Raw genomic sequence first — 26431 nt, 5'->3', positions numbered from 1 at the left:
GCGGAATGTAACAGCGCCGGGCCGGAGGGACGCGCCTAGAGAACGGCCATGGCCCGGTCGGTCGGCGCCACGGGAGCCGGGAGGATGGTGCTGCCCATCAGGAACTTGTCCACCGCGGCGGCGCAGGCGCGTCCCTCGGCGATGGCCCAGACGATGAGCGACTGGCCGCGGCCGGCGTCTCCGGCGACGAAGATGCCTTCCGTGTTGGTCATGTAGTAGCCGTCCCGGGCCACGTTGCCGCGGCCGTCGAATTCGGCGCTGACCTGCTCGGTGATCCCCGCCCGCTCCGGGCCGGTGAAGCCCAGGGACAGGAACACCAGGTCGGCGGGGATGATCCGCTCGGTGCCGGCCTTCGGGAGGCGTTTGCCGTCGACGAATTCGGTTTCGGCCACCTTCACGCCGGTCAGTTTGCCGTTCTCGCCGACGAACTCCACGGTGGAGGCGAGGTAGGTGCGTTCGCCTCCTTCCTCGTGGGCGCTGGCAACTTCGAACAGGGTGGGGAACGTCGGCCACGGCTGGTGGCCGGCACGCTCCGCGGGCGGCTGTTTGCCGATCGCCAGGGTGGTGACCGAGGCGGCCTGGTGGCGGTGAGCGGTGCCGAGGCAGTCCGCGCCGGTGTCGCCGCCGCCGAGGATGACAACGTGCTTTCCGGCAGCGTTGATCTGCTTCTCCACCGTCTCCCCCGCCACCACCCGGTTGGCCGGGACGAGGTAGTCCATCGCGAAGTGCACACCTTCGAGCTCGCGGCCAGGGATCGGCAGGTCACGCGGGACGGTGGCGCCGGTGGCAACCACCACGGCGTCGTACCGGCGGCGCAGCTGCTCCCAGGTCACGTCCGTGCCGACGGCGACGCCGGTCCGGAAGCGGGTGCCCTCGGCCTTCATCTGCTCCAGGCGGCGGTCCACCTGTTCCTTTTCCATCTTGAAATCGGGGATGCCGTAGCGCAGGAGCCCGCCGATCTTGTCGTCGCGCTCGTAGACGGCGACGGTGTGCCCCACCCGGGTCAGCTGCTGCGCGACGGCGAGTCCGGCCGGGCCGGAGCCGACGACGGCGACCGTCTTGCCGGTGAGGCGTGCCGGCGGCAGCGGGTTGACCCAGCCGTTTTCGAAGGCCTGGTCCACGATCGAGACCTCGACCTGTTTGATGGTCACGGCGGGCTGGTTGATGCCCAGCACACACGACGCCTCGCAGGGCGCCGGGCAGAGGCGCCCGGTGAATTCGGGGAAGTTGTTGGTGGCGTGCAGCCGTTCCATCGCTTCCTCGCCCTTGTCCCGCCAGACGAGGTCATTCCATTCCGGAATGAGGTTGCCCAGCGGGCAGCCCTGGTGGCAGAACGGCACACCGCAGTCCATGCAGCGGCCGGCCTGGGACTTGAGGACGCCCTTCTCCTGGGCCTCATAGACTTCCTTCCAGTCCATGATGCGGACCGGAACGGGACGGCGGGGCTGGGTTTCGCGCTGACGTACTTTCAGAAATCCGCGTGGATCAGCCACCGGTCACCTCCAGGATTCGAGACCAAACTTCTTCGCCGTCGGGGTCAAGGCCCTCTTCGATGGCGTCAAGACGGGTTTGCAGGACGGCCGCGTAGTCGCGCGGCAGCACCTTGGTGATGCGGGCTGCGGTGTCGTCGAAGTTCTCCAGCAGCCGTGCCGCAAGCAGCGATTCGGTCTCCTCGGAGTGCTTCACCAGCAGTCCATGGACAATGTCACGGTCCTCGGCGTCGAGTTCGCGCAGCTGCAGCTCACCGGTTTCGAGGGCCTGCTTGTTGACCCGTTCGGTCTGCAGGTCCAGCACGTAGGCTGTGCCGCCGGACATGCCGGCACCGAAGTTACGGCCGGTGCGCCCGATGATGAGGGTCTGTCCGCCGGTCATGTACTCGCAGCCGTGGTCGCCGATTCCTTCGACCACCGCCGTCGCTCCGGAGTTGCGGACCAGGAAGCGTTCGCCGACCTGGCCGCGCAGGAACATCTCGCCGCTGGTGGCGCCGTAGCCGATCACGTTTCCGGCGATGACGTTGCGTTCGGCCGGGAAGACGTTGGTGCGGTCCGGCCGCACGATGATGCGGCCGCCGGAGAGACCCTTGCCGACGTAGTCGTTGGAGTCTCCGAACATCCGCAGCGTGATGCCGGCCGGCAGGAACGCACCGAGCGACTGGCCGGCGGTGCCGGTCAGCGTGATGTCGATGGTGTCCGTCGCCAGCACGTCGGTGCTGAAGGTCTTGGTGACCACATGGCCCAGCATGGTGCCGACGGAGCGGTCCGTGTTGATGACGTCGACGGCGATCTTGACCGGTGTGCGGTCGCTCAGGGCTTCCGCGGCCATCACCATGAGGCGCTGGTCGAAGTGCTTGTCCAGCTCGTGGTTCTGGCCGGTGAGGTTGCGCAGCGGGGCGTCGTCGTCGAACTCGAGCCCGTGCAGGATCGGGTCCAGGTCCAGCCCTTCGGCCTTCCAGTGGTTGATCGCCTCGCGGGTGTCGAGCATTTCGGCGTGGCCGATCGCTTCCTCGATGCTCCGGAAGCCCAGCTCGGCCAGGATTTCGCGGACTTCCTCGGCGAGGAATTCGAAGAAGTTGACCACGAATTCCGGCTTGCCGTTGAACCGGGAGCGCAGCTCGGGGTTCTGTGTCGCGACGCCCACCGGGCACGTGTCCAGGTGGCAGACGCGCATCATGATGCACCCGGAGACCACCAGCGGTGCGGTGGCGAAGCCGAACTCCTCGCCGCCCAGCAGCGCGGCGATCACGACGTCGCGGCCGGTCTTCAGCTGGCCGTCCACCTGCACCACCACGCGGTCGCGCAGGCCGTTGAGCATGAGCGTCTGCTGCGTCTCGGCGAGGCCCAGCTCCCACGGCACACCGGCGTGTTTGAGCGAGTTCAGCGGCGAGGCGCCGGTACCGCCGTCGTGCCCCGAAACGAGGACGACGTCGGCCTTGGCCTTCGTGACGCCGGCCGCCACGGTGCCGATCCCGACCTCGGAGACGAGCTTGACGTGCACGCGGGCCGACGGGTTGGCGCGCTTGGCGTCATAGATCAGCTGGGCGAGGTCCTCGATCGAGTAGATATCGTGGTGCGGCGGCGGGGAGATGAGTCCGACGCCGGGCGTCGAGTGCCGTGTCCGGGCCACCCAGGGGTAGACCTTCTGCGCCATCAGCTGGCCGCCCTCGCCGGGCTTGGCACCCTGCGCCATCTTGATCTGGATGTCGTCGGCGTTGGTCAGGTACAGGCTGGTCACGCCGAAACGGCCGGACGCGATCTGCTTGACCGCGGAGCGGCGCTCGGGATCGAGCAGCCGGTCCACGTCCTCGCCGCCTTCACCGGTGTTGGACTTGCCGCCCAGCCGGTTCATGGCGATCGCCAGGGTCTCGTGCGCCTCCTGGGAGATGGAGCCGTAGCTCATCGCCCCGGTGGAGAACCGCTTGACGATGCTGGAGACGGACTCCACTTCCTCGAGCGGGACCGCGGGGCGCAGCCCGGCCTTGAACTTCAGGAGCCCGCGCAGGGTCATGAGGTTCTCGGACTGGTCATCCACGCCGCGGGTGTACGCCTTGAAGATGTCGTACCGGCGCTCCCGCGTGGCGTGCTGCAGCCGGAACACGGTCTCCGGGTTGAACAGGTGCGGCTCGCCGTCGCGGCGCCACTGGTACTCGCCACCGCCCAGCAGCGGCTGGTGGGGCACTTCAATGCCGTTCTCGGGGTACGCCATCCGGTGCCGCGCCGCGACCTCGGCCGCGATGACGTCGAGGCCGACGCCGCCGAGCTGGGAGTGTGTGCCGGAGAAGTATTCGTCCACGAGGTCCTGACCGAGACCCAGCGCTTCGAAGGTCTGCGCGCCCGTATAGGAGGCCACGGTGGAGATGCCCATCTTGGACATGATCTTCAGGACACCCTTGCCGAGGCCCTTGATCAGGTTGTAGACACCGTCCTGCGGGGTGACGCCGACGACGTCGCCGGTGGAGATCAGCTGCTCCACCGATTCCATGGCCAGGTACGGGTTTACGGCGGATGCGCCGTAGCCGATCAGGACGGCCACGTGGTGCGTCTCGCGGACGTCGCCGGCCTCGACCACGAGTGCGGTCTTGGTGCGGTTGGCGCTGCGCAGCAGGTGGTGGTGCACGGCGCTGACGAGCAGCAGGGACGGGATCGGCGCCCACTGGGCGTTCGAGTCACGGTCCGAAAGCACGACATACTGCACGCCGCGGTTGATGGCGCCGGACACCTGCTCGCAGATTTCGGTGAGCCGGGCACGCAGGGCGTTCTCGCCGCCCTCGGGACGGTAGAGGCCGCGGACCTTCATGGCGACCTTGTCGCCGTCGGCGTTTTCGATGTTCGCGATCTTGGCGAGCTGGTCGTTGTTGATCACGGGGAACGGCAGGGAAACCTGCGGCTGGCGGACCTGCTTGGTGTCCAGCAGGTTGCCGTTGGGGCCGATTGCGCAAGTCAGCGACGTCACGAGCTCTTCGCGGATGGCGTCCAGCGGCGGGTTGGTGACCTGCGCGAAGGACTGCACGAAGTAGTCGAAGAGCAGCCTGGGGCGCTTGGAAAGCACGGCCACGGGGGTGTCGGAGCCCATGGCGCCGAGCGGTTCGGCGCCGGTGCGGGCCATCGGGCCGAGCAGGATCTTCAGTTCCTCGGTGGTGTAGCCGAAGGTGCGCTGGCGGATGTTGACCGAGGCGGCGGTGTGGACCACGTGCTCGCGCTCGGGGAGGTCCTTGAGGTCGATCAGGTTTTCCTTGAGCCATTCCGCCCAGGGGTTCGCGGCGGCGACCTCGGCCTTGACCTCGGCGTCGTCGATGATCCGGCCGGCGTCGGTGTCCACGAGGAACATCTTGCCGGGTGAAACACGGCCCTTCTTGACCACCTTGGACGGTTCGACGTCGATCACGCCGACCTCGGACGCGAAGATGATCAGGCCGTCCTCGGTGATCCAGTACCGGCCGGGGCGCAGGCCGTTGCGGTCCAGGGTGGCGCCGACCAGGTTGCCGTCGGTGAATGAAACGGCGGCGGGGCCGTCCCAAGGTTCCATGAGCAGCGAATGGTACTCGTAGAAGGCGCGGCGGGCGGGATCCATTGTGGCGTGGTTTTCCCAGGCCTCGGGGATCATCATCATGATCGAATGCGTGATCGGCCGGCCCGACAGCCAGAGCAGTTCCGCGACCTCGTCGAAGGAGGCCGAGTCGGAGGCGCCGGGCGTGCAGATGGGGTACAGCTCTTCCGGCGAGTCCCCCAGCAACGGGTTGGCGAGCTGCGACTGGCGGGCGCGCATCCAGTTGCGGTTGCCCTTGACCGTGTTGATTTCGCCGTTGTGCGCGATGGTGCGGAACGGCTGGGCCAGCGGCCAGGACGGGAAGGTGTTGGTGGAGAAGCGCGAGTGAACGATCGCGAGCTTGGTCTTGAAGCGCTTGTCGGAGAGGTCCGGGTAGAACGGCTCGAGCTGGGCGGTGGTCAGCATGCCCTTGTAGACGATGGTCCGGGAGGAGAGCGACGGGAAGTACACGCCGAACTTGTTCTGGGCGCGCTTCCGGATGCGCCACGCGCGGGCGTCGAGTTCGTTCCGCTCCAGCACTTCCCCGGTGCTGGAGGCGAGGAACGGCTGCGAGAAGTACGGCATGCAGGCCCGGGCCATCGCCCCGACAAGATCAGCCACGATCGGCACTTCGCGCCAGCCGAGGACGGTCAGGCCCTCGTCGGCGGCGAGCCCTTCGATCCCGGCCTTTGCGGCATCGGATTCGCGCTTCTCGGACGGGAGGAACGCCGTGCCCGCGACGAACTGCCCGGGGGCGGGGAGTTCGAAGTCGGTGACGGCGCGGAAGAATTCGTCCGGGATCTGCATGAGCAGCCCGGCGCCGTCGCCGGTTCCTTCATCGGCGCCCACGGCACCGCGGTGCTCAAGGTTGCGAAGGGCGGTCAGGGCGGCGTCAACGATGTCGTAACCCGGCTCCCCCCGCAACGTGGCGATGATGGCGAGGCCGCAGGCGTCCTTTTCCTGCTCGGGGTTGTAGAGCCCGGCGGCTTCGGGAAGCGCCGCGAAGCGCTTGAAGGGCGACGTGGCGGCCTGTTGCGGCTCGGACCAACTGGGGCTGTGCAGGGTTTGGGTCATGGGAGACGTCCTTCCTCCTGATCGTGCGTATGGGAGGGACAACATTGGCCCGCATCGGTGCGCCGGTGTGACGGGCACAACAAAGTGTTTTTCTTATTCGAATTGTAGGTCAGCGCCGCCTCCTGCACTAACAGTTACGCGGTCACCGGCCCGGGCTTGCGCGAACAGCAACTGTCTGCTGTCCGCCGCCTGCCTGCTGCCACGACGCTGTGGAAACGGGCTCTGCGAGGGGTGACTCCGCGGCCCGGTTTGCCGGCGCTGAGCTACTTGATGCCCTCAGCGTCCGGCGCGGTTCCGTGTACCTGGTGGCCGGGTGTTCCGGCCACCGGTGCTCCTGTGGCGGGCTGGGTGCCGCCGGTGGATTCCTTTGACGCTACTGCCGAGGCGGAAGCGCGGCCGGGACCGCTTTGGTTATCAGGGAGATTATCACGCGATTCACTATCTGAGACAGCAGAATCCGAATGGCGGACACTCACGCCGCCGGCAGGAACTTTGGCCGGCTCCCCGTCCACGTCCGGCTTTTCGTCCGCATCGCCGTCGGCGTCCTTGTCAGCGGCGCTGTCGGCGTTCTTGCCACCGGCAGCGTCGGCCGCGTCGTTGACAGCGTCGGCGTCGGCCGGGTCGTTGTCAGCGGCGGTGCCGGTTGGCTCCGCCCCGGACGGTTCGCGGCCCGGCAGGTACACGGTGTCGGGTTCGGTGCGCTTGCGCAGGCCCAGGATGATGAACGCGGCCAGCGCGCCCAGGAGGACGAAGATGCTGGTCCACACGTTGAGCCTGGTGGTGATGCCGAAGAGGTTGATCTGCTCGGCGTCATCGATCCGCATCGCCTCGATCCAGACCCGGCCCAGCGTGTAATAGATGGCGTAGAGGCAGAACAGGCGGCCGCGGCGGAATCGGAACTTGCGGTCCAGCAGGAGCAGGATTCCCACACCGGCGAGGTTCCAGAGGGATTCGTAGAGGAACGTCGGGTGGAACAGCGTTTCCGCGGCCATGCCGGGCGGGAAGTTCGGGTTGTCGGCATCGATCTGCAGTCCCCAGGGGAGGGTGGTGGGGCCGCCGAAGAGCTCCTGGTTGAAGTAGTTGCCCCAGCGGCCGATTGCCTGGGCCAGCAGCAGTCCGGGCGCCGCGGCGTCGAGGAAGGCGCTGAGCTTGACGCCCGCCCTGCGGCAGCCGATCCAGGCACCGACGGCGCCCAGCAGCACGGCGCCCCAGATGCCCAGTCCGCCGCGCTGGAGCTGCGGGATCAGGGACAGGTCCCCGGTGCCGTCGAAGCCGGGGCCGAAGTACGCATCCGGTGAGGACACCACGTGGTAGAGCCGGCCGCCGATGATGCCGAAGGGGATGGCCCAGATGGCGATGTCCCAGACACTCCCCTCCGGGGCGCCGCGCTTGGCCCAGCGGACGGAGGTGAGCCACAGTCCGGCGATGATGCCAAGCAGGATGCACAGGGCGTAAGCGTGGATGCGCAGTGACCCCCATGGCAGCGGAATGTCGAATCCGGACCAGTCCGGGCTCGGAATGCTCGCGGGAATCATCGCTGCCGCGTGGAGGACTGACTGCATGTGCTTAAGCTTCTTCCTTGGTAAGGCCGGTGCTGAGGTCTTTCGTCAAGGACGCTACCGCATCCACGCCGCCGTCGCCGATGGCCACGACGAGCGCGGTCCCGACAATCACGCCATCCGCGTAGGCGGCGATCTCGCGGACCTGGTCCGCGTTGGACACGCCGAGCCCGACACATACGCGTTCGGCGCCTGCTGCGTGCGCGGCGGCCACTACGTCCTTGGCCGCCGAGCTGACCGACGCGCGGGCGCCGGTGACGCCCATAATCGAGACAGCGTAGACAAAGCCGCGGCTCGCCTCAACGGTGCGCTTCATGCGCTCCGGCGAGGACGACGGCGCCACGAGGAACACCCGGTCCAGGCCGTACTTGTCCGAGGCCGCCATCCATTCGGAGGCTTCGTCGGGGATCAGGTCGGGGGTGATGAGCCCGGCTCCCCCTGCGTCGGCCAGCTGGCGGGAAAATTCGTCCACGCCCATCCGGACGACGGGGTTCCAGTAGGTCATGACCAGCACGGCAGCGTCGGTTTTGCTGGTGATGCCGCGGACGACGTCGAAGACCTGCTTGACGTGGAAGCCCGCAGCAAGTGCTTCGGTGGTGGCCGCCTGGATGACGTGGCCGTCCATGACCGGGTCGGAGTACGGGATGCCGATCTCGATCAGGTCGGCGCCGTTCTCCGCGAGGGCGATGCCGGCCGCGATGGTGTCCTCGACGCTGGGGTAACCGGCGGGCAGGTAGCCGATCAGGGCGGCACGGCCTTGGGCCTTGGCCCGGTCAATGGCCGCGGCCGACTTGCTGGCCCCGTGGACAGTCGAATCGACGTGGTTCACAGCTGCTCCCCCTCTTTGGCGATTTCATGCTCGGGCGAATCCTTGTCCAGCAGGTCGAACCATTCCGCGGCGGTGGCCACGTCCTTGTCGCCGCGGCCGGAGAGGTTCACGATCACGATCTTGTCCGCTGCCTCACCTTCGGTCCCGCCTGCGGCTTCAGCCTCCGCGGCGAGCCGCTGGCCGACCTTGATGGCGCCGGCCAGTGCGTGTGCCGACTCGATGGCCGGGATGATCCCCTCGGTGCGGCACAGCAGCCGGAACGCGTCCATGGCCTCGCTGTCCGTGATGGGCTCGTAGCTGACGCGTCCAATGTCGGCGAGGTAGGAGTGCTCCGGACCCACCCCGGGGTAGTCCAGGCCGGCCGAGATGGAATGCGACTCGATGGTCTGGCCGTCGTCGTCCTGCATCAGGTAGGAGCGGGCGCCGTGCAGCACACCGGGCTTGCCGAGTGTGATGGTGGCGGCATGGCGGCCGGTTTCGACGCCGTCGCCGCCGGCTTCGAAGCCGAAGATCCGGACCGAGGGATCGTCCAGGAAGCCGTGGAAGATGCCGATCGCGTTGGAGCCGCCGCCTATGCAGGCGCACACGGCGTCGGGCAGGCGGCCGGTCTGCTCCAGGATCTGGGCACGTGCCTCCTCGCCGATGACCTCGTGGAAGTAGCGGACCATGGCCGGGAACGGGTGCGCCCCGGCGGCGGTGCCCAGCAGGTAGTGGGTGTTGTCCACGTTGGCGACCCAGTCGCGGAGCGCCTCGTTGATGGCGTCCTTGAGGGTCTGGGAACCGTTGGTCACCGGGATGACCGTGGCTCCGAGGAGCTCCATCCGGGCCACGTTGAGGGCCTGCCGGCGGCAGTCCTCGGCGCCCATGTACACAACACATTCCAGGCCCATCAGGGCGGCGGCGGTGGCGCTGGCGACGCCGTGCTGCCCGGCGCCGGTCTCGGCGATGACGCGGGTCTTGCCCATGCGCTTGGCGAGGAGCGCCTGGCCCAGCACGTTGTTGATCTTGTGCGAGCCGGTGTGGTTGAGGTCCTCGCGCTTGAGGAAGATCCGCACTCCCCCGGCGTGCTCGGCGAAGCGCTTGGCCTCGGTCAGCAGCGAGGGCCGGCCGGAGTAGTTCTTGTTCAGTTCCGCGATCTGAGCGGTGAACTCGGGATCGGCCTTGGCCTTTTCGAAGGTGTCCTCGAGCTCATCCAGGGCGGCGATGAGCGATTCGGGCATCCATCGGCCGCCGTAGGAGCCGAAGTAGGGCCCGGGGGCGTGCCGCAGGGATTCTCCACCCTGCAGGAACGCGTCCACGGCGCTTTCGTCTGAGCCGGCTGCTGGCGCATCGACCATCAGTCTCACCATCCTGTTCCACTGCTAACTAGATCTTCGGTGCCGCACGGAGGCGCCGGCGTCCGGACGGGCGTGTGGCCCGGCCGGAGCGCGGGTCAGGAACGTGCGGCGATTTCTTCGGCGCCGGCGGCCGTGAATTCCGCGATCCGCTCCCGCGGGGTCGCGTCACTGACCAGGGCTTCGCCCACGAGGACCGCATTGGCGCCGTTCGCGGCGTAGTGCCGGACGTCGTCGACACTGCGCACACCCGACTCCGCGACGACGACCGCGCCGGCGGGGATGCCTCCGGCGAGTTCGGCAAAGACGGAACGGTCGACGTCGAGCGTCTTGAGATTGCGCACGTTGACGCCGATGATCCGTGCCTCGGCGGCAACCGCGCGTTCGATTTCCTCGGCAGTGTGCGTCTCGACGAGCACGTTCATGCCAAGTTCACGGCTGAGGGAGCTGTATTCGCGCAGTTGCGCGTCGGACAGCGACGCCACAATCAGCAGGATCAGATCGGCCCCGTGTGCCCGGGCCTCCCAGATCTGGTACTCGTCAATCATGAAGTCCTTGCGCAGCAGCGGGATATCCACGGCTGCGCGGACGGCGTCAAGATCGGCGAGGGAGCCGTTGAAGCGGCGCTGTTCGGTCAGGACACTGATCACGGCCGCGCCGCCGTCGGCATACTGCACGGCGAGCGAGGCGGGGTCCGCGATGCTGGCGAGGTCGCCCTTGGAGGGACTGCGGCGCTTGATTTCGGCGATCACTTTCAGCTGACGGCGCATGGCCGCAGGACCGCCCAGGGCGGTCCAGGCATCGCGCGCCGGTGCGGCCGCGGCCGCGCGCTCCTTCAGTTCCGCGAGCGAAACGAGGCGCTGGCGCGCCTCCATATCCTCCCTGACACCGGCATTGATGTCATCGAGAACAGTCACCCTTAGTGGCCGGAGTTCTTCAGCTTGCTGCCGCCCACACCGTAGCCGGCCTTGCGCATGACGAACCCGATGACCAGGCCGGCCAGCATGACAACGCCGCCCGCGATGAAGATCGGGGTGTTGGCGATGACAAAGGCGATGGCCATGATGAGGGCGCCGACGAGCATCACAAAAACAGTGGTCCAGGCGGCGGGGCTGTTGCCGTGGCCGGTCGGTTCGCTGTGATCGATGTCGTCGTAGGAGTAGCCGGTTCCGGCAGCGGGCTTGGGGGCGGAAACAGGTGCGTTGCTCATTGAAATCTCCTCAGGGTGAATACTGCTTACATTCTGCCATTTATTGGCGACGATATTGGCCGCGTTACCGTGCGCGCTACTGGCTGGGCGCTGCCGGGCTTCGGCTCAGGTGGGGTCGTCACCGCGTGAGAGCCGGTCCCAGCTGTCGATCTCGTCGGGCGGCCCCGCCGGGCCTGCGGACCCGGCGGCCGGACTGCCTGTTGCCGCGGTGTCATATTTCGTCCGCGACTTCCAGTACCGGCCGGCCGGGATGATCAGCAGGGCGCTGAGCCCCAGCAGGGTTCCGGCGACGACGGCGAGGGCCGGGAAGAGAGTGACGTCCACGTTCACGTCGCTGCCGGTGATCCCGGTGGCGGCGGCGATCGAGCCCTGGGCGGCGGCAAGCGGGTCCGCAATCACGACGGCGGCGGCGCTGACGATGCCGGCGGCGGCCAGCAGGATGAGTGCCGTGATGATCCAGCGGGCGATCCGGCCGGCAATGGACGCGGCCAGCCCGCCGGCAAGGGCCACCAGGGCGAGGGCCGTTACGGTGGTGGCGGCTTTGCTGCCCTGCACCTGCAGGCCGTCCTGGCTGTTGACGGCCTGGCCGAGCTGGGCAGGGTCCAGGTGGACGATGAGCCAGGTCTGCGTTGTGGTGCCGAAGACGGCCAGCGCGAGCGCGGCAATGGCCAGCACCAGGGTCGATTTCCTGGCCCAGCGGGGAACGGCGGGGCTGGTGCTCTTGACGGTGGCGCCGCTCATGGCTGCGTCCCGGCGTCGGTAATGGATTCCGCCGTGATGTTGCGCAGCGACCGGGCCGTGTGGACGGCGCGCATCGGCGCGGCGGCCTTGTTGACGGTTTCCAGTGCCTCGGTGGCGTTGACGGAGTCGGCCACGATGCCGCCGCCGGCCTGCACATAGGCGCGCCCTTCGCGCAGGAGGGCCGAGCGGATGGCGATGGCCATGTCCATGTCTCCGGCGAAGTCGAGGTAGCCCACCACCCCGCCGTAGATCCCGCGGCGGTGCGGTTCCAGCTCGTCGAGCAGGCGCAGCGCCCGGGGCTTGGGCGCGCCGGACAGCGTCCCGGCCGGGAAGGTCGCCTTCAGCACGTCGTAGGCCTTCGCGGTGGGCGCGAGTTTGCCCACCACGGTGGAGACGAGGTGCATGATGTGGCTGAAGCGTTCGACCTCCATGAACTGGGTGACGTCCACGGAGCCGGCCACGCAGACCTTGGACAGGTCGTTGCGGGAGAGGTCCACCAGCATCAGGTGTTCGGCGCGTTCCTTCTCGTCCGCGAGGAGTTCCTCGGCCAGGGCCTTGTCCGCTTCGACCGTCTTGCCGCGCGGCCGGGAACCGGCAATCGGGTGGGTGATGACTTCCTCGCCGGTCACGGTCACCAGCGCCTCCGGGGAGGAACCGACGATCGAGTACTGCCGGCCGTTGGCGTCCTCGAGGCTGAAGATGTACATGTACGGGCTGGGGTTGGTGTTCCGGAGCACCCGGTAAACGTCCAGCGGGTCCGCGCCGCATTCCATTTCGAAGCGGCGCGAGATGACCACCTGGAACACTTCGCCGTCGACGATCGCTTCCTTGCCGCGGTCCAGGGCGGCGAGGTACTCCGTCTCGTCCCAGCGCTCCTGCACGCTGGAGGCGAAGTCCAGTGCCGCCGGGTCCAGCACGGAGACCGGCTGCTTGACGGGGGCGCTGACCTGCGCCAGCAGTGCCTTGACCCGTGCGACGGCGTCGTGCCACGCCTCGTCGACCCGCTCGGTGCTGTTGTCGAAGTTGATCGCGTTGGCAATGAGCAGGACGGTGCCGTCCATGTTGTCGTGCACGGCCATGTCGGTGACCAGGTTCAGCGCCATCTCGGGCAGGTCCAGGTCGTCCTCGGGTGGGCTGGTGAGCCGCTCCCAGTGCCGGACGGTTTCCCAGCCGAGGAAGCCGACCAGGCCGGAGGTGAATGGCGGGAGGTCGTCGAAACGATCGGTGCGGAGGGCTTCGACGGTGTCGCGGATGGCGTCAACCGGGCTGCCGCCGAGCGGCACGCCAACCGGCGGTTCGCCGAGCCAGTGTGCCTGGCCGTCCTTGGTGGTCAGCGTGGCCCGGGAGCGCGCGCCGATGAAGGAGTAGCGGGACCAGGAACCGCCGACGGCCGCGGATTCCATCAGGAACGTGCCGGGCTGGCCCTGCGCGAGTTTGCGGTACAGCCCGATCGGGGTTTCGGCGTCAGCGAGCACCTTCAGCCGGACGGGGATGACACGGCTGTGGCCTGCGAGTTCACGGAACTCCTCCAGGCCCGGGCTGATGATTCCAAGGTCCTGCATGGCTGTGGTTTCCGCCTGTTCTTTCAGTGGTCCTGAAGTATTGGTGTTGCGGGGGTCGTCCCCCGTGCTGCGGCTGCGCTGTTTCGTGCGGCTGCGCTGACTCCTGCGGCTGCGCCGGGAAGCGCTCCCGGGCTGCCTTGGGCCGCCGTCGGCTGCGGGTCAGCCGGCGTGACCGGTAACGGCGTCGAGTCCGCGCCCGTCGAAGCAGGTCCGGGTTCCGGTGTGGCAGGCCGCTCCGACCTGGTCCACCCGGACCAGCAGCGCGTCGCCGTCGCAGTCCATCGCGAGCGACTTGACCCACTGCACGTGGCCCGACGTGTCGCCCTTGCGCCAATACTCCTGGCGGGACCGGGAGTAGAACGTCACCCGCCCGCTGGTCATGGTGCGGTGCAGGGCCTCGTCGTCCATCCAGCCGAGCATCAGCACCTCGTTGGTATCGAATTGCTGCACGATCGCAGCAACCAGGCCGGCGCTGTCCCTTTTCAGGGCTCCAGCGAGGCCCGCGGGGAGGGGGCTTGCGGGCGCGGCGGGCGCGGGCGCGCTTGGACCCGGGTGGACCCCGTCAACAGCGCTTTCGCTGACGGCGTTTCCCTCGGGACGGGCGGGGGCAGGCTGTTCAGACATCGCCTCAAGTCTAGTGCCTCGGGGCGGGGCGCCGCCCCGAGGCCCGGCGCTGCGCTTAACATCGGCGTCACCACGGGGTGAATCGACTTCCGGGGGCCAAAACGACGGCGGTTCAGGTGCACACGCGGCGCCGTGTCGTGCTAGTTTCACAAGTGATGCATTTCGTCGATCCTTCCCGAGAAGTTCTGGCCGAAACCCTACTGGCGGCCGGTCCTGACTCCCCCACGCTCTGCAAGGGCTGGCTTACCAGGGATCTTGCTGCCCACCTTTACCTGCGCGAGCGAAAAGCCGCCGTCGGACTCGGACTACTGTTCAAACGTTTGTCCAAGGCTTCGGACCAGGCCACGGTCGATCTTGCCGCGACGCTCAAGACGCCGGAGGACTACAACAGGCTGGTCAATTCCTTCCGCGCAGGCCCGTCCGCGTTCTCCCCCATGAAGATCAAGGCCCTGGACGAAAGCGCCAACCTGATCGAATACTTCGTTCACACCGAGGACGTCCGCCGCGCCGTCGACCGCTGGGCTCCCCGCGCCCTGGACGAGGAGTATTCCGACGCCCTGTGGGACGAACTGGTGAAGCGGGCGGCCATCCTCTACCGCGGCGTTGACCTCGGAATCGTCCTGGTGCGCCCGTCCGGACCCCGCCATGTCGCCAAGCGCGCCCCGGTGTCCGTGGCAATCGTCGGCGATCCGGGTGAACTCCTGATGCACGCCCATGGCCGCACCCGCCACGCGCTGGTGACCTTCGAGGGCCAGCCGGACGCCGTCGCGCTCCTGCAGTCCGCCGAAGTGGGACTCTAGGCACCCCTCCCCAATCACAGCAACGCGGGGTCACCTACCGCCCATAATCCCCTCCGGGACGGGCGGTAGGTGACCCCGCGTTGGTTTTGGCGAGTGGCGCTTAGCGGACTTCGAAGCCTGCTTCACGGATCGCGGACTTCACCTGGGCGATCATGTCCAGCGGCCCGAAGTGGAAGACCGACGCGGCGAGCACGGCATCAGCCCCTGCTGCCACGGCCGGCGGGAAATGCTCCGGCTTGCCGGCACCGCCGGAAGCAATGAGCGGAACCTTGACGCCCGCCCGCGCGAGCCGGATCAGTTCAAGGTCGAACCCGTCCTTGGTTCCGTCGGCGTCGATCGAGTTGAGCAGGATTTCACCCACGCCGCGGTCGGCCGCCTCACGGGCCCACGCAATGGCGTCGATCCCGGTACCCTGGCGCCCGCCGTGCGTGGTGACCTCGAAGCCGGAGGGGGTGGGCTGCGAACCGGGACGGGTGCGGCGCGCATCGAGGGACAGCACCAGGACCTGGGAGCCGAAGTGCCGCGTAATTTCGTCGATGACATCGGGACGCGCGACGGCGGCCGTGTTGATCGCGGCCTTGTCCGCGCCGCAACGCAGGAGCCGGTCCACTTCGGCCACGCCGCGGACGCCGCCGCCGACGGTCAGCGGGATGAACACTTCCTCGGCTGTGCGCCGGACGACGTCGAACGTGGTTTCGCGGTTGCCCGAGGAGGCCGTGACGTCGAGGAAGGTCAACTCGTCGGCGCCGCCGTTGTCATAACGATGGGCCAGTTCCACGGGATCTCCGGCGTCGCGGAGTCCTTCGAAATTGATGCCCTTGACCACGCGGCCGGCATCAACGTCCAGGCACGGGATAACGCGGACGGCTACAGCCATGACTTCTCCTGGTAATCGCTTGCGGAAGGTTTGCGCGCGCCGGGTCAGATGCGGCAGGCGTGGATGGTGCTGACCAGGATGGCGCGGGCGCCGAGGTCGTACAACTCGTCCATGATCCGGTTGGTCTGCCGCTTCGGCACCATCGAACGGACAGCGACCCAGTCCGAGTCCCGCAGCGGTGAAACGGTGGGTGATTCCAGTCCGGGCGTGAGCGCCGCGGCCTGTTCCACGAGTTCTTTGCGGATGTCGTAGTCCATCATGACGTACTGCCGCGCCACGAGGACGCCCTGCAGACGGCGGATCAGGACCTCGGCGGCCGGATTCTGCTCGCCCTTGCGGCCGATCAGGACGGCTTCGGAGTTCAGGATGGGCTGGCCGAAGATCTCCATGCCGGCTGCCTTGAGCGTGTTGCCGGTTTCGACGACGTCGGCGATCGCGTCCGCGACGCCGAGGCGCACGGAGGATTCGACGGCGCCGTCGAGGCGGACCACCTTGGCCTTGATGCCGCGATCGGCGAGGTAGCCGCGGAGCAGTCCGTCGTAGCTCGTGGCGAGGCGTTTGCCCTCCAGCTGTTCGACGGTGCTGAAGTCGCCCACCGGGCCGGCGAAACGGAACGTGGAGGCGGCGAAGCCCAGCGGGAGCAGTTCTTCGGCTTCAACTTCGGCGTCGAGGAGCAGGTCGCGGCCGGTGATGCCGACGTCGAGCGTGCCCTGGCCGACATACACAGCGATGTCGCGGGGGCGGAGGAAGAAGAATTCAATGTCGTTGTCCGGGTCCAGCATGACCAGCTCGCGGGTGTCGCGGCGCTGGCGGTAGCCGGCCTCGGCGAGCATGGAAGAGGCGGCTTCGGACAGGGAGCCCTTGTTCGGGACGGCAACTCTCAGCATTGGGGAGGTCTTTCTTGGTCGGGACGAAGTCCGTTCAAAAACAGTCGGTTCAGGCACAGCGGGCCACGCTATACACCGGGTCCGCAGGGCAGGCGCGTGCGGTTCCGGCGGGAACGTGGCTAGAGATGCTTGTAGACGTCTTCCAGGCTGAGACCTTTGGCGAGCATCAGAACCTGCAGGTGATAGAGCAGCTGCGAGATCTCTTCAGCGGCGGCTTCATCGGATTCGTACTCGGCAGCCATCCAGACCTCGGCTGCTTCCTCCACGACTTTCTTGCCGATGCCGTGGACTCCGGAATCCAGTTCGGCGACGGTGCGGGAGCCCTCCGGACGGACGGCTGCCTTCTCACTCAGTTCTGCGAACAGCGATTCGAAATTCTTCACACCCTCCAGCCTACTTGCTCGCGGGTGGTGGGCGCCTTCCGGGGGCTCGCATGACGCCGGGGATGTGAGCGATTCCACAGGGGCAGGGTTCGGCAGGGGCAGGGTTCGGCCGGGCCGTCTTCGGGTTCACGGCCGAACCCTTGCACCAGTCCTAGCTGAACTGCTGGAGCGTCACCGCGGTGGCCAAGGCGGCGGTGACGGCCTCGTGGCCCTTGTCCTCGGTCGAGCCCGGCAGCCCGGCCCGGTCAATGCCCTGCTGTTCCGTATCGCAGGTCAGCACGCCGAAGCCGACCGGGACGCCGGTGCGCACTGAGACCTCGGTCAGGCCCAGCGTGGCCGCCTCGCAGACGTACTCGAAGTGCGGGGTTCCGCCGCGGATCACGACGCCGAGGGCCACGACGGCGTCGAAGTGCGGTGCCAGCCGCGCGGCGGCCACGGGGAGCTCGAACGTCCCGGGTACCCGGAGCACAGTCGGTTCGCTGATGCCGGCGTCCTTCGCCGCGCGCAGGGCGCCGTCCAGCAGTCCGTCCATGATCTGGGTGTGCCAGCTGGCGGCCACGATGGCCAGTTTCAGCCGGGATGTTTCCTCCGGTTTGAAGGTACTGAGGTCAATCTGTGGTGCGCCGTGTCCGCTCATCTGGGAATCCTTGTTCTGCTGAGTCGTTGTGTGGTGTGGTGCAACGTCAGGCGGCCCGCCGGGGCCGGCTGAAAGTCTTTCAGTCTTGTTCGTGGTCGAATCCGCGCGGACCGGCAGCCGGGGCGGCCGGCTCCATGTCCAGGACCAGCCGGTGGTCCATCCGGTCCTTCTTGGTCTGCAGGTACCGGAGGTTCTGCTCCCGGGACGGCACCTCGGTGGGCACCATCTCCACGACACGGACGCCGGCCTGGGCCAGCCGGTCCTGCTTGTCCGGGTTGTTGCTCAGCAGGCGGATCTCGTGAAGTCCCATGTCCGCGAGGATCTGGGCGGCGGCTTTGTAGCAGCGGGCATCCACGGGAAGGCCCAGCTGCTCGTTGGCCTCCACCGTGTCGAAACCGGCCTCCTGCAGGGCATAGGCCTTCATCTTGTTCGCCAGGCCGATCCCCCGGCCCTCCTGGCCGCGCAGGTACAGCAGCGTTCCGCCGGACTCGTTGATGAGCTCGAGGGCAAAGGCCAACTGCTCGCCGCAGTCGCAGCGGTAGGAGCCGAACACATCTCCGGTGAGGCACTCCGAGTGGAGCCGGACCAGCGGGGCCGTCCCGTCCACCGGCGGCAGCGGCGAGCTGACCGCCAAGTGCTCGGCGCCGGTGGCCAGGTCGGTCCAAGCCTGCGCCACAAAGTCGCCGAATGCGGTGGGCAGCTGCACGATCGGGCCGGCGCTGACCGGATGCGGGCCGCCGGCCGGCAGCTGTGCTTGTGCTTCAGATGTCGTCATTGTCTCTCCTCCATCACGCGGGGTCCGCTGCATGGCCGGCGGACCCTCCGGCCTCTAGGTAGGCCACCAGGTCCGCAATCGAAATCAGCGGGCAGCCGTGTTCCAGGGCGAAGCCGCGAAGTCCGTCCAGCCGCATCATCTCTCCGTTGTCGTACACCACTTCAGCGATCACACCGACGGGCTCGAGTCCGGCCAGCTGGCAGAGTTCCACAGCTGCCTCGGTGTGCCCGGGACGTTCCCGCACTCCCCCCTTAACGGCGCGGAGCGGAAAAACATGCCCGGGGCGGGTCAGCGCCGCCGGCTCGCTGCCGGGATCGGCCAGGATCCGGGCCGTCAGGGCCCGGTCCGTGGCGGAGATTCCGGTGCTGACACCTACCGCGGCGTCGCAGGACACCGTGTAGGCGGTGCCCTTGGCGTCCTCGTTGATGGCCACCATCGGCGGCAGCGCGAGGGCGTCCGCACGGCCGCCGTCGAGCGGTACGCAGATGACCCCGGAACTGTACCGGATGGTCCAGCCCATCAGGGCCGGAGTGGCGTGCTGCGCGGCGAAGATGATGTCGCCTTCGTTTTCGCGGTCCTCGTTGTCGACCACCAGGACGGGACGCCCGGTGGCAATGGCGCGGACGGCGTCTTCGATCCGGTCAAGTCCGACTGGCGGGACGACTGTGCCGGGGGCGGCGAGCTCCGCCGGCAGGGAAGCCTCGGAGGCGTCGTTAAGCAGGGGCTGGACAGGGATGTCCGTGACGTTGACGTCCTTGACATTGTTCACGCTGTTGCCCCCTCTGCGCGTACGGCTGCTCCCCCGGCTGCCGCGCCGGAAAACGCGAGCAGGCGCTCAGTGTACTTCGCCAGGACGTCCACTTCGAGGTTCACGTGGCCGCCGATTGCTTTCGCACCCAGGCCGGTGTCGGCCAGCGTGGTGGGGATCAGCCCCACTTCGAACCACGGCGCCGGGTCAGCGGCCGGGCTCACCGCGGTGACCGTGAGCGAAACGCCGTCGACGGCGATGGAGCCCTTCTCCGCGATGTAACGGGCCAGCCCGGCGGGAACGCCGAAGCGGAGCCGGTCCCAATTGCCCAGCGCCTCGCGCTCCAGCAGCCTGCCCACGCCGTCGACGTGGCCCTGCACGACGTGCCCGTCCAGCCGGCCGCCGGCCGGAACGCAGCGCTCCAGGTTGACCGGGTCGCCGGCGGAGAGCTCGCCGATGGTGCTGCGGGTCAGGGTCTCGCCCATAACGTCGACACTGAAGTCCTTGCCGTCGATCTGCGTGGCCGTGAGGCAGACGCCGTTGACGGCGATGGAGCCGCCGAGGGGCAGCCCCTCGGTGCTGCCGGGGGCGTGGAGCCGGACGGTGGCGCTGATGTCGCCGTTGCGCTCAACGGACAACACCTTCCCCTGCTCGGCGATTATTCCGGTGAACATCAGATGCCTCCTGCGGCAGTGTCCGCGCTGGCGCGGAGCGGGTTTGAAGCGGATGAAGTGTTGGTAGCGGGGCGCAAGTGCAGCCGCAGGTCGCGGCCAAGCACCTGGACCGCCCCGCCGGACGCAAGGTCCCATTCCCAGCGCTGGGCGTCGGCGAGGGTGGTGATGCCGAGGTCCTCCAGTGCCGGCGTGCCGGACCCGAGGAGCGTCGGGGCGAGGTAGACGATGAGTTCGTCGACGAGTCCGGCGGCCAGGAACGCGCTGAGGATCCGGGAGCCGCCTTCCACCATGAGGTGCCGGACTCCGGCCGAGAACAGCTCATCCAGCGCTTCCCGCGGGTCACGCGTGGGCAGGTGGAGGACCTTGCCGTCGTCGCCATTGATTGCGGCGCCCTCGGGGATCCCGCGGTAGCCCATCACGACGCGCAGCGGCTGCTCGCCGGCCTGGGTTCCGTCGGGGCCGCGGGCCGTGAGGCGCGGGTTGTCAACGAGCACCGTCTGGGTTCCCACCAGGATCGCGTCGATCCGTCCGCGCAGGGCGTGGTTGTCAGCCAGCGATTCCGGACTGGAGATCCACTGGCTGGTGCCGTCGCTGGCGGCGATCCGGCTGTCGAGGGTCTGCGCGATGTGCAGGGTGACGAAGGGACGCCTGGCGGCAACGGCGTCGAACCAGCGCCCGTTCAGCTCCAGGGCGGCTCCGGCACCGAGCCCGGAGCGGACACGGACCCCTGCGGCGCGCAAGGTGGCCGCGCCGCCGGCGGCGGGGTCGTGCGGATCGTCGATCGCGTAAATGACGTCCGCGATGCCGGCCTCGATGATCGCCTGCGCGCAGGGACCCGTGCGGCCGCAGTGGTTGCAGGGCTCCAGGGTGACCACCAAGGTGGTGCCGCTAAGGTCGTGGCCGGCGGCTTTTGCCTGGTCAATTGCGTCGGCTTCGGCGTGGGCCGTGCCGGCCCCGCGGTGGTGGCCCGTGACGAGTTGGGTTCCGTCAGCGGCGATGACGACGGCGCCAACCAGCGGGTTCGCACCCCGCGGCCCCTGCAGGGCAGCTGCAAGGGCGGCCTCCATGGCCTCGGCCTCGGTCGCGCTGAAACCTGCTCCGGCGGGAACTGCAACGTCCCGGGCAGCGGTGCCGTCCGCCGCCTCGTTTGTAGTGTGTTTGACGCTCATCAACCTGCCACCGGGCTTTCGAAGACCGGAGTTGTGGTGATGAGCCATCGCAGGGAGTGCATGTGTTGTGTCGTTCCTTCCCTCAAAGCCGCGATGGCTCCGGGGGTATACGACAGCGAAATTCCGCGGCGCCAGAGGGCTCCGCAGTAACAGCTGTACGTGCTTCTCTCATCCAGACTTTAACTGTCGGTACCGGAGTTCCACCGGTTCAACCGTCTGCCGGCAGCCTTCCGATGGGAAGTGCCGGCTCGCGGGTCGCGGACTATAACCGCCGGTTCGGACTTACACCGACCCCGGAGCACGTATGTGTCTTGCTATTCTGGCACAACCGCCGGGTAGCTTTGGCTATTCCCGCCGTCGAGATGTTACGGAGTGCGTCATTTTTCGCCCCCGCTGCCCCGGTGCGCCGGCCAGCGCTGTCTAGCGCTGGCCGGCGGCGCGAAGGCGCTCGATGGCCTCCGCCGGATCCTCGGCGCCGTAGACGGCGGAACCGGCCACGAAGACGTTGGCACCGGCATCCGCAGCACGCCAGATGGTGTCCGCAGTGATGCCGCCGTCGACCTGCAGCGCCACGTCCAGGCCGGAGGCGTCAATCGCCGCGCGGGCGCGGCGGATCTTGGGCAGCGTGAGGTCGAGGAATTCCTGGCCGCCAAACCCGGGTTCCACAGTCATGATCAGCAGCATGTCGATCTCACCGAGCATGTCCAGGAACGGTTCCACACCGCTGCCCGGCCTGAGCGCCAGCCCTGCCTTGGCCCCGCGCGCCCGAAGCTCCCGCGCCAGTTTGATCGGGGCAATCGATGCCTCGGCGTGGAACGTTACGGAGGCAACGCCGGCGTCGGCGTAGGCCGGAGCCCAGCGGTCCGCGTGCTCGATCATCAGGTGCGCATCCAACGGCACCGGGCTGATCTCCTGCAACCTCGCAACCACCGGCAACCCCAGCGAGAGGTTGGGCACAAAGTGGTTGTCCATGACATCCACGTGGACCGCATCGGCGTTGCTGATTCTCTGCAGCTCGGCTTCGAGGTTGGCGAAGTCGGCGGAAAGAATGCTCGGGTTGATACAGCACTTGGCCATGTGATTCCTTGTCGTTCTGCTGCGGTGTCCTTGTGGAGGCGCGGGCCCCCGTGCCCAGTATTCCCTGTTGGTCAGGCCTTTTTGTGGATGAGCGCCAGGAACATGGCGTCCGTCCGGTGCACGTGCGGCCAGAGCTGGGCGGTGAGTTCGTGTCCGGCGTCGAGATGGCCCGTGAGGCTGACGCTGTCCAGCACGGCGCCGGCGTCGAGCAGTTCAAGATCGTCGCGTTTGCGCAAAACATCGCTCACGACGGCGGTCGTTTCGGCCGGATGCGGCGAGCACGTCACGTAGGCCACGACGCCGCCGGGCTTCACGGCCGCCAGCGCGGACTTGAGCAGCTCGCGCTGGAGCGGGCCCAGGTCCGTCAGGTCCTTGGGGGTCCGGCGCCATCGCGATTCCGGGCGGCGGCGCAGGGCGCCGAGTCCGGTGCAGGGGGCGTCGACGAGCACACGGTCGAAGCTCTCCGGCATCTCGGTACCCACCTCGCGGCCGTCGCCGGTGCGCACATGCCAGACCTCGTGCGGCACGGCCGCGAGGGCCTGACGAACCAGTTTGGCTCGGTGCGGTGCCGGTTCATTGGCCAACAGCGTGGCGCCGTGCTCACGGGCGAGGGCGCCGAGCAAGGCCGCCTTGCCGCCCGGGCCGGCGCACATGTCCAGCCAGCGTTCGGCAGGCTTTTCGGTTGGACTGCCGGCTGACTCTTCGCCGGCTGGGCTGCCGGTCCCCTGGCTGCTGCCGCCCAGATCGACGGCGGCCATGGCGCGGGCCACCAGCTGGGAGCCGACGTCCTGGACGCGGGTGGTGCCTTCGCGGACGGAGGCGAGCCGGCCGAGGTCTCCGCCGCTGGAAAGCGCCGAGCCTTCGACGAGTTCGCCGGGTGTGGCGCCGCCTTCAAGGGCCTCGTCCAGGCTGCCAAGCCCGGGGAGCGCCACGAGGTTGACCACCGGCGCGGCGTTGTCCGCCTCGAGGAGGTCACTGATTTCGGTGACGGGACGTCCGTGCGCCACGAGGGACTGCCGGAGCGCCCGCACAATCCACTCCGGGTGGGCGTAGCGGATGGCGGCCTGCTTCGTTTCGTCCGTCTCATCGCTGAGCAGCAGGTCCAGCCACTCCTCCAGAGTGCGGGCTGAAACTTTGCGCAGCACGGCGTTGATGAGGGCTGACGGTCCGGCACCAATCACGGCGCGGGCCAGGCCGACGGTCTGGTCCAGTGCGGCGTGCGCGGGGACGCGCATGGCCAGCAACTGGTGGGCGCCGATCCGGAGCGCGTCGAGGATGGCCGGGTCCAGCTGATCGAGCGGCCGGTCCACGCAACGGGCCAGGATCGCGTCGTAGGTGCCCTGCCCGCGCAGTGCGCCGTAGCTCAGTTCCGTGGCGAAGCCGGCGTCGCGCTTGTCCAGGCCGTGGTGCCGGATCCGGGCTGGCAGCACGAGGTTGGCGTAGGCATCCTCGGAGGCGACGGCGCGCAGCACTTCGAAGGCCACGAGCCGGGCGGGGTCGGCCCGGCGGGTGCGCTGGGAGGGCGCGTTCTCGGTGAAGCCGCGCTGCGGTCCGCGGTTGCGTTCCCGGCCCTGCGCGTTCCGCTGGCTGCCGTCCCGTCCCCGGCCGCCCTGGCCCCCTTGGCCGGCGCCACGCTGACTGCCTTGGCCGCCCTGGCCGGCGCCGCGCTGGGGGCCGTTGCCGCGGCCGCTGCCGCTCCCGGACTCGCTCATTCGAATACCACGCTTTCAAGTGTTGCCTGTCCGCGCGCCCAGTCGGCGGCGGTCATCATTTTCTTGCCCGAAGGCTGGATCCGGGTGAGCTCCACCGGATGCGAACCGGTTCCCACCAGCACGGTCTTGCCCTCCAGGGCCAGCTGCCCCGGTGTCAGCGCCGGGCCGCCGGGCCTCAGCACGACCGGTTCCAGCTTGACCCGCTGGCCGTCCAGGGTGGTCCAGGCGCCGGGCTCAGGAGTGACCCCGCGCGCCCGCCGCCCGATTGCGAGGGCGGGCTGCGTCCAGTCGAGCCGGCCGTCCTCGAGGGTGAGTTTCGGGGCCAGGCTCACTTCGCCCTGCTGCGGGACCGCTGCCGCCTTGCCGGCGTCGACGGCGGACAGCGTTTGAGTCAGCAGCGCGGCACCGCTGTGCGACAGCCGCTCTAGGAGCGCCCCGGCGGTGTCATCGGGGCGGACGGCTTCGGTGAGGGTGCCGAACACCGGGCCCGTGTCCAGCCCTTCCTCCAGCTGGAAAGTGACAGCCCCGGTGACGTCGTCGCCGGCAATGAGGGAGCGCTGCACCGGGGCTGCGCCGCGCCAGGCCGGCAGTAAGGAGAAGTGCAGGTTGATCCAGCCATGCCGGGGAATGTTCAACGCCGCCCGGGGAATGAGCCCGCCGTAGGCCACGATTGCAGCGGCGTCCGGGCCGGCGGCCGCGATCTGCTCGGTCACCGCGGCGTCGACCTTGGCGGCCTGAATGATGTCGATGCCCAGTTCCGCGGCCCGGGCAGCAACGGGCGACGGCGTCAGTACCCGTTTGCGGCCCAGCGGCGCGTCCGGACGGGTGAGGACGGCGACGACGTCGAATCCTGCCGCCACGAGCGCATCCAGGGACGGCACTGCCACAGCCGGGGTCCCCGCGAAGAGAACTTTCACTGGGCGTTTCCGAAGGAGCCGAAACTGCCAGAGCCTGCGGCGCCGGACCCGAAGCTGGTGCCGACCGTCTTGGCGCGCTTCGCCGTCGTCTGCTCGGCGATGGAGTCGTAGTTGGCGTTCCGGATGGCGCGCAGGGCGGCCTTGCGGTCCTCGCCTTCCAGGCGGTCGGTAAATAGGATCCCGTCCAGATGGTCGGTTTCGTGCTGGAAGGCACGGGCCAACATGCCTTCGCCTTCAACGGTGACGGGGTTTCCGTGCAGGTCCACGCCGGTGACGCGCGTGTGCCGGTGCCGGCGGACCGGGAACCCGAGGCCGGGGATGGAGAGGCAGCCTTCCACCTCGTCGGGCTGGAAGTCGTCGCTGTTTTCCAGCACCGGGTTGATGATGTGCCCCTCGACACCGTGGATCCGGTAGGTAAAGACTCGCTGGCTGACGCCGACCTGGGGTGCGGCCAGGCCCGCGCCGTCCACGTCCTCCATGGTTTCGGTCATGTCGGCAACCAGCTTCGCCAGCTCAGGCCCGAATTCCGTCACGGGATCGGCAACTGTGCGCAGCACAGGATCCCCGATGATGCGGATATTCAAAATGGCCATGTGCAATCTGTCCTTACGGTGGGCGGCGGCGGATCCAGTCCAGTTTAGTTGCACACCGAGCGTGGCCCGGACGGCGGCTGTTGATCGGGCTGGGTGGGGTGGACTGTTGGTGGTGATGGGCGGGGTGGACGGCACGGAACGGCCGGGCGGCCCGGTTTCCGCTCGCGGGGTGGATCGCGGGTGCGGCGTGCGGGGATCGCCGAGGGCCGCCCGGATGCGGCGTGCGGGGTGCGGCGTGCGGGGACGCGCGCGGGATGGATCGCGGGTGCGGTCAGCGGCGCGGGTGAGGCGCGGGTGAGGCTTGGTTGCGGCACAGGTGCGCTCTGCGACGTGCGGCCAGCCCGGGGCACAATTGCGGACCGGATCGGCGCTGGATCGGGCGGTGTGGTTACCGGAGCGGCGCTGCCGCCCTCCGGTGTTGGCGGACGGGATCGGGCGGCGGTGGCATCCGGTGCCGGCGGGACGGGATCGGGCGCCGGCGGGACGGGATCGGGCGCCGGTGGCATCCGGTGCCGGCGGGACGGGATCGGGCGCCAGCGGGGTGAAGTTGGCCCAAGTGTGTGCCCGGTGCTGGCCGGCGCTATTTTGTCGTAGCTCGCCACTAGTGTGAGTTCCATGGAAGCCGTGAGGGATTTCATCGCCGTTGAGGACTCGGGCCGGGGCATCGCTCCGGCGGGGCCCTCCGGTGTGGCCGGTGTTGCGGGCATGGACTCCGCTCTGGCGTTGCTCCGGGAGGCGGCGGCGACGGCGGTCGGGGACGCCGCCTTGTGGGATTTCCGGGAGGCGGCGGATTTCGCCGGCACGGTCGAGGAGCTCTCGCGGGTTGCGGAATACTTGCAGGTCGTGGCGGCCGGTGCAGTGGACCGGACCCGGGAACAGGCCACCGCCGCCCCGAAAGCAAGCACGGCGTGGACCACCGGTTGGCGCGACGACTCCGCCGACGGCACCGGCGGGCCCGGCAACGCGTTCGGCGCGGCGGCAGCGGACGGCGAGACGGCGTGGGCCACCGGCTGGCGGGACGACTCCGGCCACGGCAGCACCGGGCCTGATGACGCGTCCGGCGCGGTGGCTGCATCCCGATCGGGAGGTGCCGCGGGTTCCGTAGGCGCTGTCGCGGCATCCGGCTCGGGGGGCGCCGCGGAGTCCCGGATGGCCGTGGACGACGGGTACCGGAACACCACGGAGTTCCTGCGGGCGCGGCTGCGGATCAGCGCCACCGAGGCCCGC

Annotated in this window: 23 protein-coding genes, 1 pseudogene and 1 riboswitch; of the genes and pseudogenes, 2 read left to right on the top strand and 22 right to left on the bottom strand. The window is 68.5% G+C overall.

Annotated features, from left to right (window positions below; genetic code table 11):
- Nucleotides 1-35 precede the first annotated feature (35 nt).
- The 10 genes from AC6EUH_RS18050 to hisI form a co-directional block, all read right to left on the bottom strand.
- A complete protein-coding gene (locus AC6EUH_RS18050) occupies nt 36-1493 on the bottom strand; it encodes a glutamate synthase subunit beta (RefSeq protein ID WP_499739475.1) in 1458 nt (485 codons plus the stop codon).
- Complete coding sequence (gene gltB, locus AC6EUH_RS18045; RefSeq protein WP_499739474.1) at nt 1486-6096, bottom strand: glutamate synthase large subunit; 4611 nt, start codon at nt 6094-6096, stop codon at nt 1486-1488. Before gltB ends, AC6EUH_RS18050 begins: the two co-directional genes overlap by 8 nt.
- A gap of 263 nt (nt 6097-6359) precedes the next feature.
- Nucleotides 6360-7658, bottom strand: coding sequence for a prolipoprotein diacylglyceryl transferase (gene lgt, locus AC6EUH_RS18040; protein WP_499739473.1), 1299 nt, complete (start codon nt 7656-7658; stop codon nt 6360-6362).
- 4 nt (nt 7659-7662) lie between these two features.
- The gene (trpA, locus tag AC6EUH_RS18035) at nt 7663-8484 is read right to left on the bottom strand and encodes a tryptophan synthase subunit alpha (protein WP_499739472.1); all 822 of its coding nucleotides are present in this window, start codon (nt 8482-8484) and stop codon (nt 7663-7665) included.
- Nucleotides 8481-9821, bottom strand: coding sequence for a tryptophan synthase subunit beta (gene trpB, locus AC6EUH_RS18030; protein ID WP_499739471.1), 1341 nt, complete (start codon nt 9819-9821; stop codon nt 8481-8483). Before trpB ends, trpA begins: the two co-directional genes overlap by 4 nt.
- Nucleotides 9822-9916: 95 nt before the next feature.
- A complete protein-coding gene (gene trpC, locus AC6EUH_RS18025) occupies nt 9917-10735 on the bottom strand; it encodes an indole-3-glycerol phosphate synthase TrpC (RefSeq protein ID WP_082492742.1) in 819 nt (272 codons plus the stop codon).
- Between the two features lie 2 nt (nt 10736-10737).
- Nucleotides 10738-11028 (bottom strand): HGxxPAAW family protein, encoded by a 291-nt coding sequence (locus tag AC6EUH_RS18020; protein ID WP_056431535.1) that lies wholly within the window; start codon nt 11026-11028, stop codon nt 10738-10740.
- Nucleotides 11029-11133: 105 nt separating this feature from the next.
- The gene (locus tag AC6EUH_RS18015; protein ID WP_056431532.1) at nt 11134-11769 is read right to left on the bottom strand and encodes a Trp biosynthesis-associated membrane protein; all 636 of its coding nucleotides are present in this window, start codon (nt 11767-11769) and stop codon (nt 11134-11136) included.
- On the bottom strand, nt 11766-13331 hold the full coding sequence (locus tag AC6EUH_RS18010; protein WP_056431530.1) for an anthranilate synthase component I: 1566 nt from the start codon (nt 13329-13331) through the stop codon (nt 11766-11768). Before AC6EUH_RS18010 ends, AC6EUH_RS18015 begins: the two co-directional genes overlap by 4 nt.
- A gap of 159 nt (nt 13332-13490) precedes the next feature.
- Complete coding sequence (hisI, locus tag AC6EUH_RS18005; RefSeq protein WP_499739470.1) at nt 13491-13955, bottom strand: phosphoribosyl-AMP cyclohydrolase; 465 nt, start codon at nt 13953-13955, stop codon at nt 13491-13493.
- Between the two features lie 155 nt (nt 13956-14110).
- Between hisI and AC6EUH_RS18000 the strand changes: the two genes are divergently transcribed.
- Complete coding sequence (locus tag AC6EUH_RS18000) at nt 14111-14755, top strand: TIGR03085 family metal-binding protein (protein WP_499739481.1); 645 nt, start codon at nt 14111-14113, stop codon at nt 14753-14755.
- Nucleotides 14756-14855: 100 nt separating this feature from the next.
- On the opposite strand, the gene hisF is transcribed toward AC6EUH_RS18000, so the two are convergent.
- The 12 genes from hisF to def all read right to left on the bottom strand — a co-directional run bounded on the left by hisF (nt 14856) and on the right by def (nt 25204).
- Nucleotides 14856-15632, bottom strand: coding sequence for an imidazole glycerol phosphate synthase subunit HisF (gene hisF / locus AC6EUH_RS17995; RefSeq protein WP_056431527.1), 777 nt, complete (start codon nt 15630-15632; stop codon nt 14856-14858).
- 44 nt (nt 15633-15676) lie between these two features.
- Nucleotides 15677-16519, bottom strand: coding sequence for an ATP phosphoribosyltransferase (hisG, locus tag AC6EUH_RS17990; RefSeq protein ID WP_056431524.1), 843 nt, complete (start codon nt 16517-16519; stop codon nt 15677-15679).
- A gap of 119 nt (nt 16520-16638) precedes the next feature.
- Entirely contained in the window at nt 16639-16902 is a 264-nt protein-coding gene (locus AC6EUH_RS17985; protein WP_024367461.1) for a phosphoribosyl-ATP diphosphatase, read from the bottom strand.
- A 151-nt stretch (nt 16903-17053) separates the two neighbouring features.
- Nucleotides 17054-17539 (bottom strand): 6,7-dimethyl-8-ribityllumazine synthase, encoded by a 486-nt coding sequence (gene ribH, locus AC6EUH_RS17980; RefSeq protein ID WP_144673397.1) that lies wholly within the window; start codon nt 17537-17539, stop codon nt 17054-17056.
- Between the two features lie 79 nt (nt 17540-17618).
- Nucleotides 17619-18314, bottom strand: coding sequence for a GTP cyclohydrolase II (gene ribA, locus AC6EUH_RS17975; protein ID WP_499739469.1), 696 nt, complete (start codon nt 18312-18314; stop codon nt 17619-17621).
- Between the two features lie 13 nt (nt 18315-18327).
- Entirely contained in the window at nt 18328-19008 is a 681-nt protein-coding gene (gene ribB, locus AC6EUH_RS17970; RefSeq protein WP_200913068.1) for a 3,4-dihydroxy-2-butanone-4-phosphate synthase, read from the bottom strand.
- Nucleotides 19009-19079: 71 nt separating this feature from the next.
- Nucleotides 19080-19736: a riboflavin synthase gene (locus AC6EUH_RS17965; protein ID WP_056431514.1), complete on the bottom strand. Its 657-nt coding sequence runs from the start codon at nt 19734-19736 to the stop codon at nt 19080-19082.
- A complete protein-coding gene (ribD, locus tag AC6EUH_RS17960; RefSeq protein ID WP_499739480.1) occupies nt 19736-20803 on the bottom strand; it encodes a bifunctional diaminohydroxyphosphoribosylaminopyrimidine deaminase/5-amino-6-(5-phosphoribosylamino)uracil reductase RibD in 1068 nt (355 codons plus the stop codon). Before ribD ends, AC6EUH_RS17965 begins: the two co-directional genes overlap by 1 nt.
- A gap of 257 nt (nt 20804-21060) precedes the next feature.
- Nucleotides 21061-21211, bottom strand: a riboswitch (FMN riboswitch).
- 114 nt (nt 21212-21325) lie between these two features.
- The gene (gene rpe / locus AC6EUH_RS17955; RefSeq protein ID WP_499739468.1) at nt 21326-21982 is read right to left on the bottom strand and encodes a ribulose-phosphate 3-epimerase; all 657 of its coding nucleotides are present in this window, start codon (nt 21980-21982) and stop codon (nt 21326-21328) included.
- Nucleotides 21983-22053: 71 nt separating this feature from the next.
- A complete protein-coding gene (locus AC6EUH_RS17950; RefSeq protein WP_499739467.1) occupies nt 22054-23694 on the bottom strand; it encodes an RsmB/NOP family class I SAM-dependent RNA methyltransferase in 1641 nt (546 codons plus the stop codon).
- Nucleotides 23691-24611 carry a methionyl-tRNA formyltransferase gene (gene fmt / locus AC6EUH_RS17945; protein WP_499739466.1) on the bottom strand — a complete coding sequence of 307 codons (921 nt, stop codon included), beginning with the start codon at nt 24609-24611 and terminating at the stop codon, nt 23691-23693. The genes AC6EUH_RS17950 and fmt overlap by 4 nt, the downstream gene beginning before the upstream one ends.
- The gene (def, locus tag AC6EUH_RS17940; protein ID WP_499739465.1) at nt 24608-25204 is read right to left on the bottom strand and encodes a peptide deformylase; all 597 of its coding nucleotides are present in this window, start codon (nt 25202-25204) and stop codon (nt 24608-24610) included. The genes fmt and def overlap by 4 nt, the downstream gene beginning before the upstream one ends.
- A gap of 615 nt (nt 25205-25819) precedes the next feature.
- Here def and AC6EUH_RS17935 point away from each other — a divergent pair.
- Nucleotides 25820-26431: pseudogene (locus AC6EUH_RS17935) on the top strand (hypothetical protein); the annotation flags it as partial.

Source organism: Arthrobacter sp. 001422645 (assembly GCF_059816125.1).
The sequence above is the reverse complement of the archived record's forward strand: the minus strand, read 5'-3'. Positions and strand labels throughout refer to the sequence as shown.

Coding starts and splice junctions, on each gene's coding strand:
- ribH (WP_144673397.1), bottom strand. CDS start 17,539: ATGAGCGGACACGGCGCACCACAGATTGACCTCAGTACCTTCAAACCG.
- AC6EUH_RS18000 (WP_499739481.1), top strand. CDS start 14,111: ATGCATTTCGTCGATCCTTCCCGAGAAGTTCTGGCCGAAACCCTACTG.
- AC6EUH_RS17950 (WP_499739467.1), bottom strand. CDS start 23,694: ATGAGCGAGTCCGGGAGCGGCAGCGGCCGCGGCAACGGCCCCCAGCGC.
- ribA (WP_499739469.1), bottom strand. CDS start 18,314: ATGACGACATCTGAAGCACAAGCACAGCTGCCGGCCGGCGGCCCGCAT.
- hisI (WP_499739470.1), bottom strand. CDS start 13,955: ATGTCTGAACAGCCTGCCCCCGCCCGTCCCGAGGGAAACGCCGTCAGC.
- gltB (WP_499739474.1), bottom strand. CDS start 6,096: ATGACCCAAACCCTGCACAGCCCCAGTTGGTCCGAGCCGCAACAGGCC.
- rpe (WP_499739468.1), bottom strand. CDS start 21,982: ATGGCCAAGTGCTGTATCAACCCGAGCATTCTTTCCGCCGACTTCGCC.
- hisF (WP_056431527.1), bottom strand. CDS start 15,632: ATGGCTGTAGCCGTCCGCGTTATCCCGTGCCTGGACGTTGATGCCGGC.
- lgt (WP_499739473.1), bottom strand. CDS start 7,658: ATGCAGTCAGTCCTCCACGCGGCAGCGATGATTCCCGCGAGCATTCCG.
- hisG (WP_056431524.1), bottom strand. CDS start 16,519: ATGCTGAGAGTTGCCGTCCCGAACAAGGGCTCCCTGTCCGAAGCCGCC.
- ribD (WP_499739480.1), bottom strand. CDS start 20,803: ATGGAGGCCGCCCTTGCAGCTGCCCTGCAGGGGCCGCGGGGTGCGAAC.
- AC6EUH_RS17965 (WP_056431514.1), bottom strand. CDS start 19,736: ATGTTCACCGGAATAATCGCCGAGCAGGGGAAGGTGTTGTCCGTTGAG.
- def (WP_499739465.1), bottom strand. CDS start 25,204: ATGGCCATTTTGAATATCCGCATCATCGGGGATCCTGTGCTGCGCACA.
- AC6EUH_RS18010 (WP_056431530.1), bottom strand. CDS start 13,331: ATGCAGGACCTTGGAATCATCAGCCCGGGCCTGGAGGAGTTCCGTGAA.
- trpB (WP_499739471.1), bottom strand. CDS start 9,821: ATGGTCGATGCGCCAGCAGCCGGCTCAGACGAAAGCGCCGTGGACGCG.
- AC6EUH_RS18015 (WP_056431532.1), bottom strand. CDS start 11,769: ATGAGCGGCGCCACCGTCAAGAGCACCAGCCCCGCCGTTCCCCGCTGG.
- AC6EUH_RS18020 (WP_056431535.1), bottom strand. CDS start 11,028: ATGAGCAACGCACCTGTTTCCGCCCCCAAGCCCGCTGCCGGAACCGGC.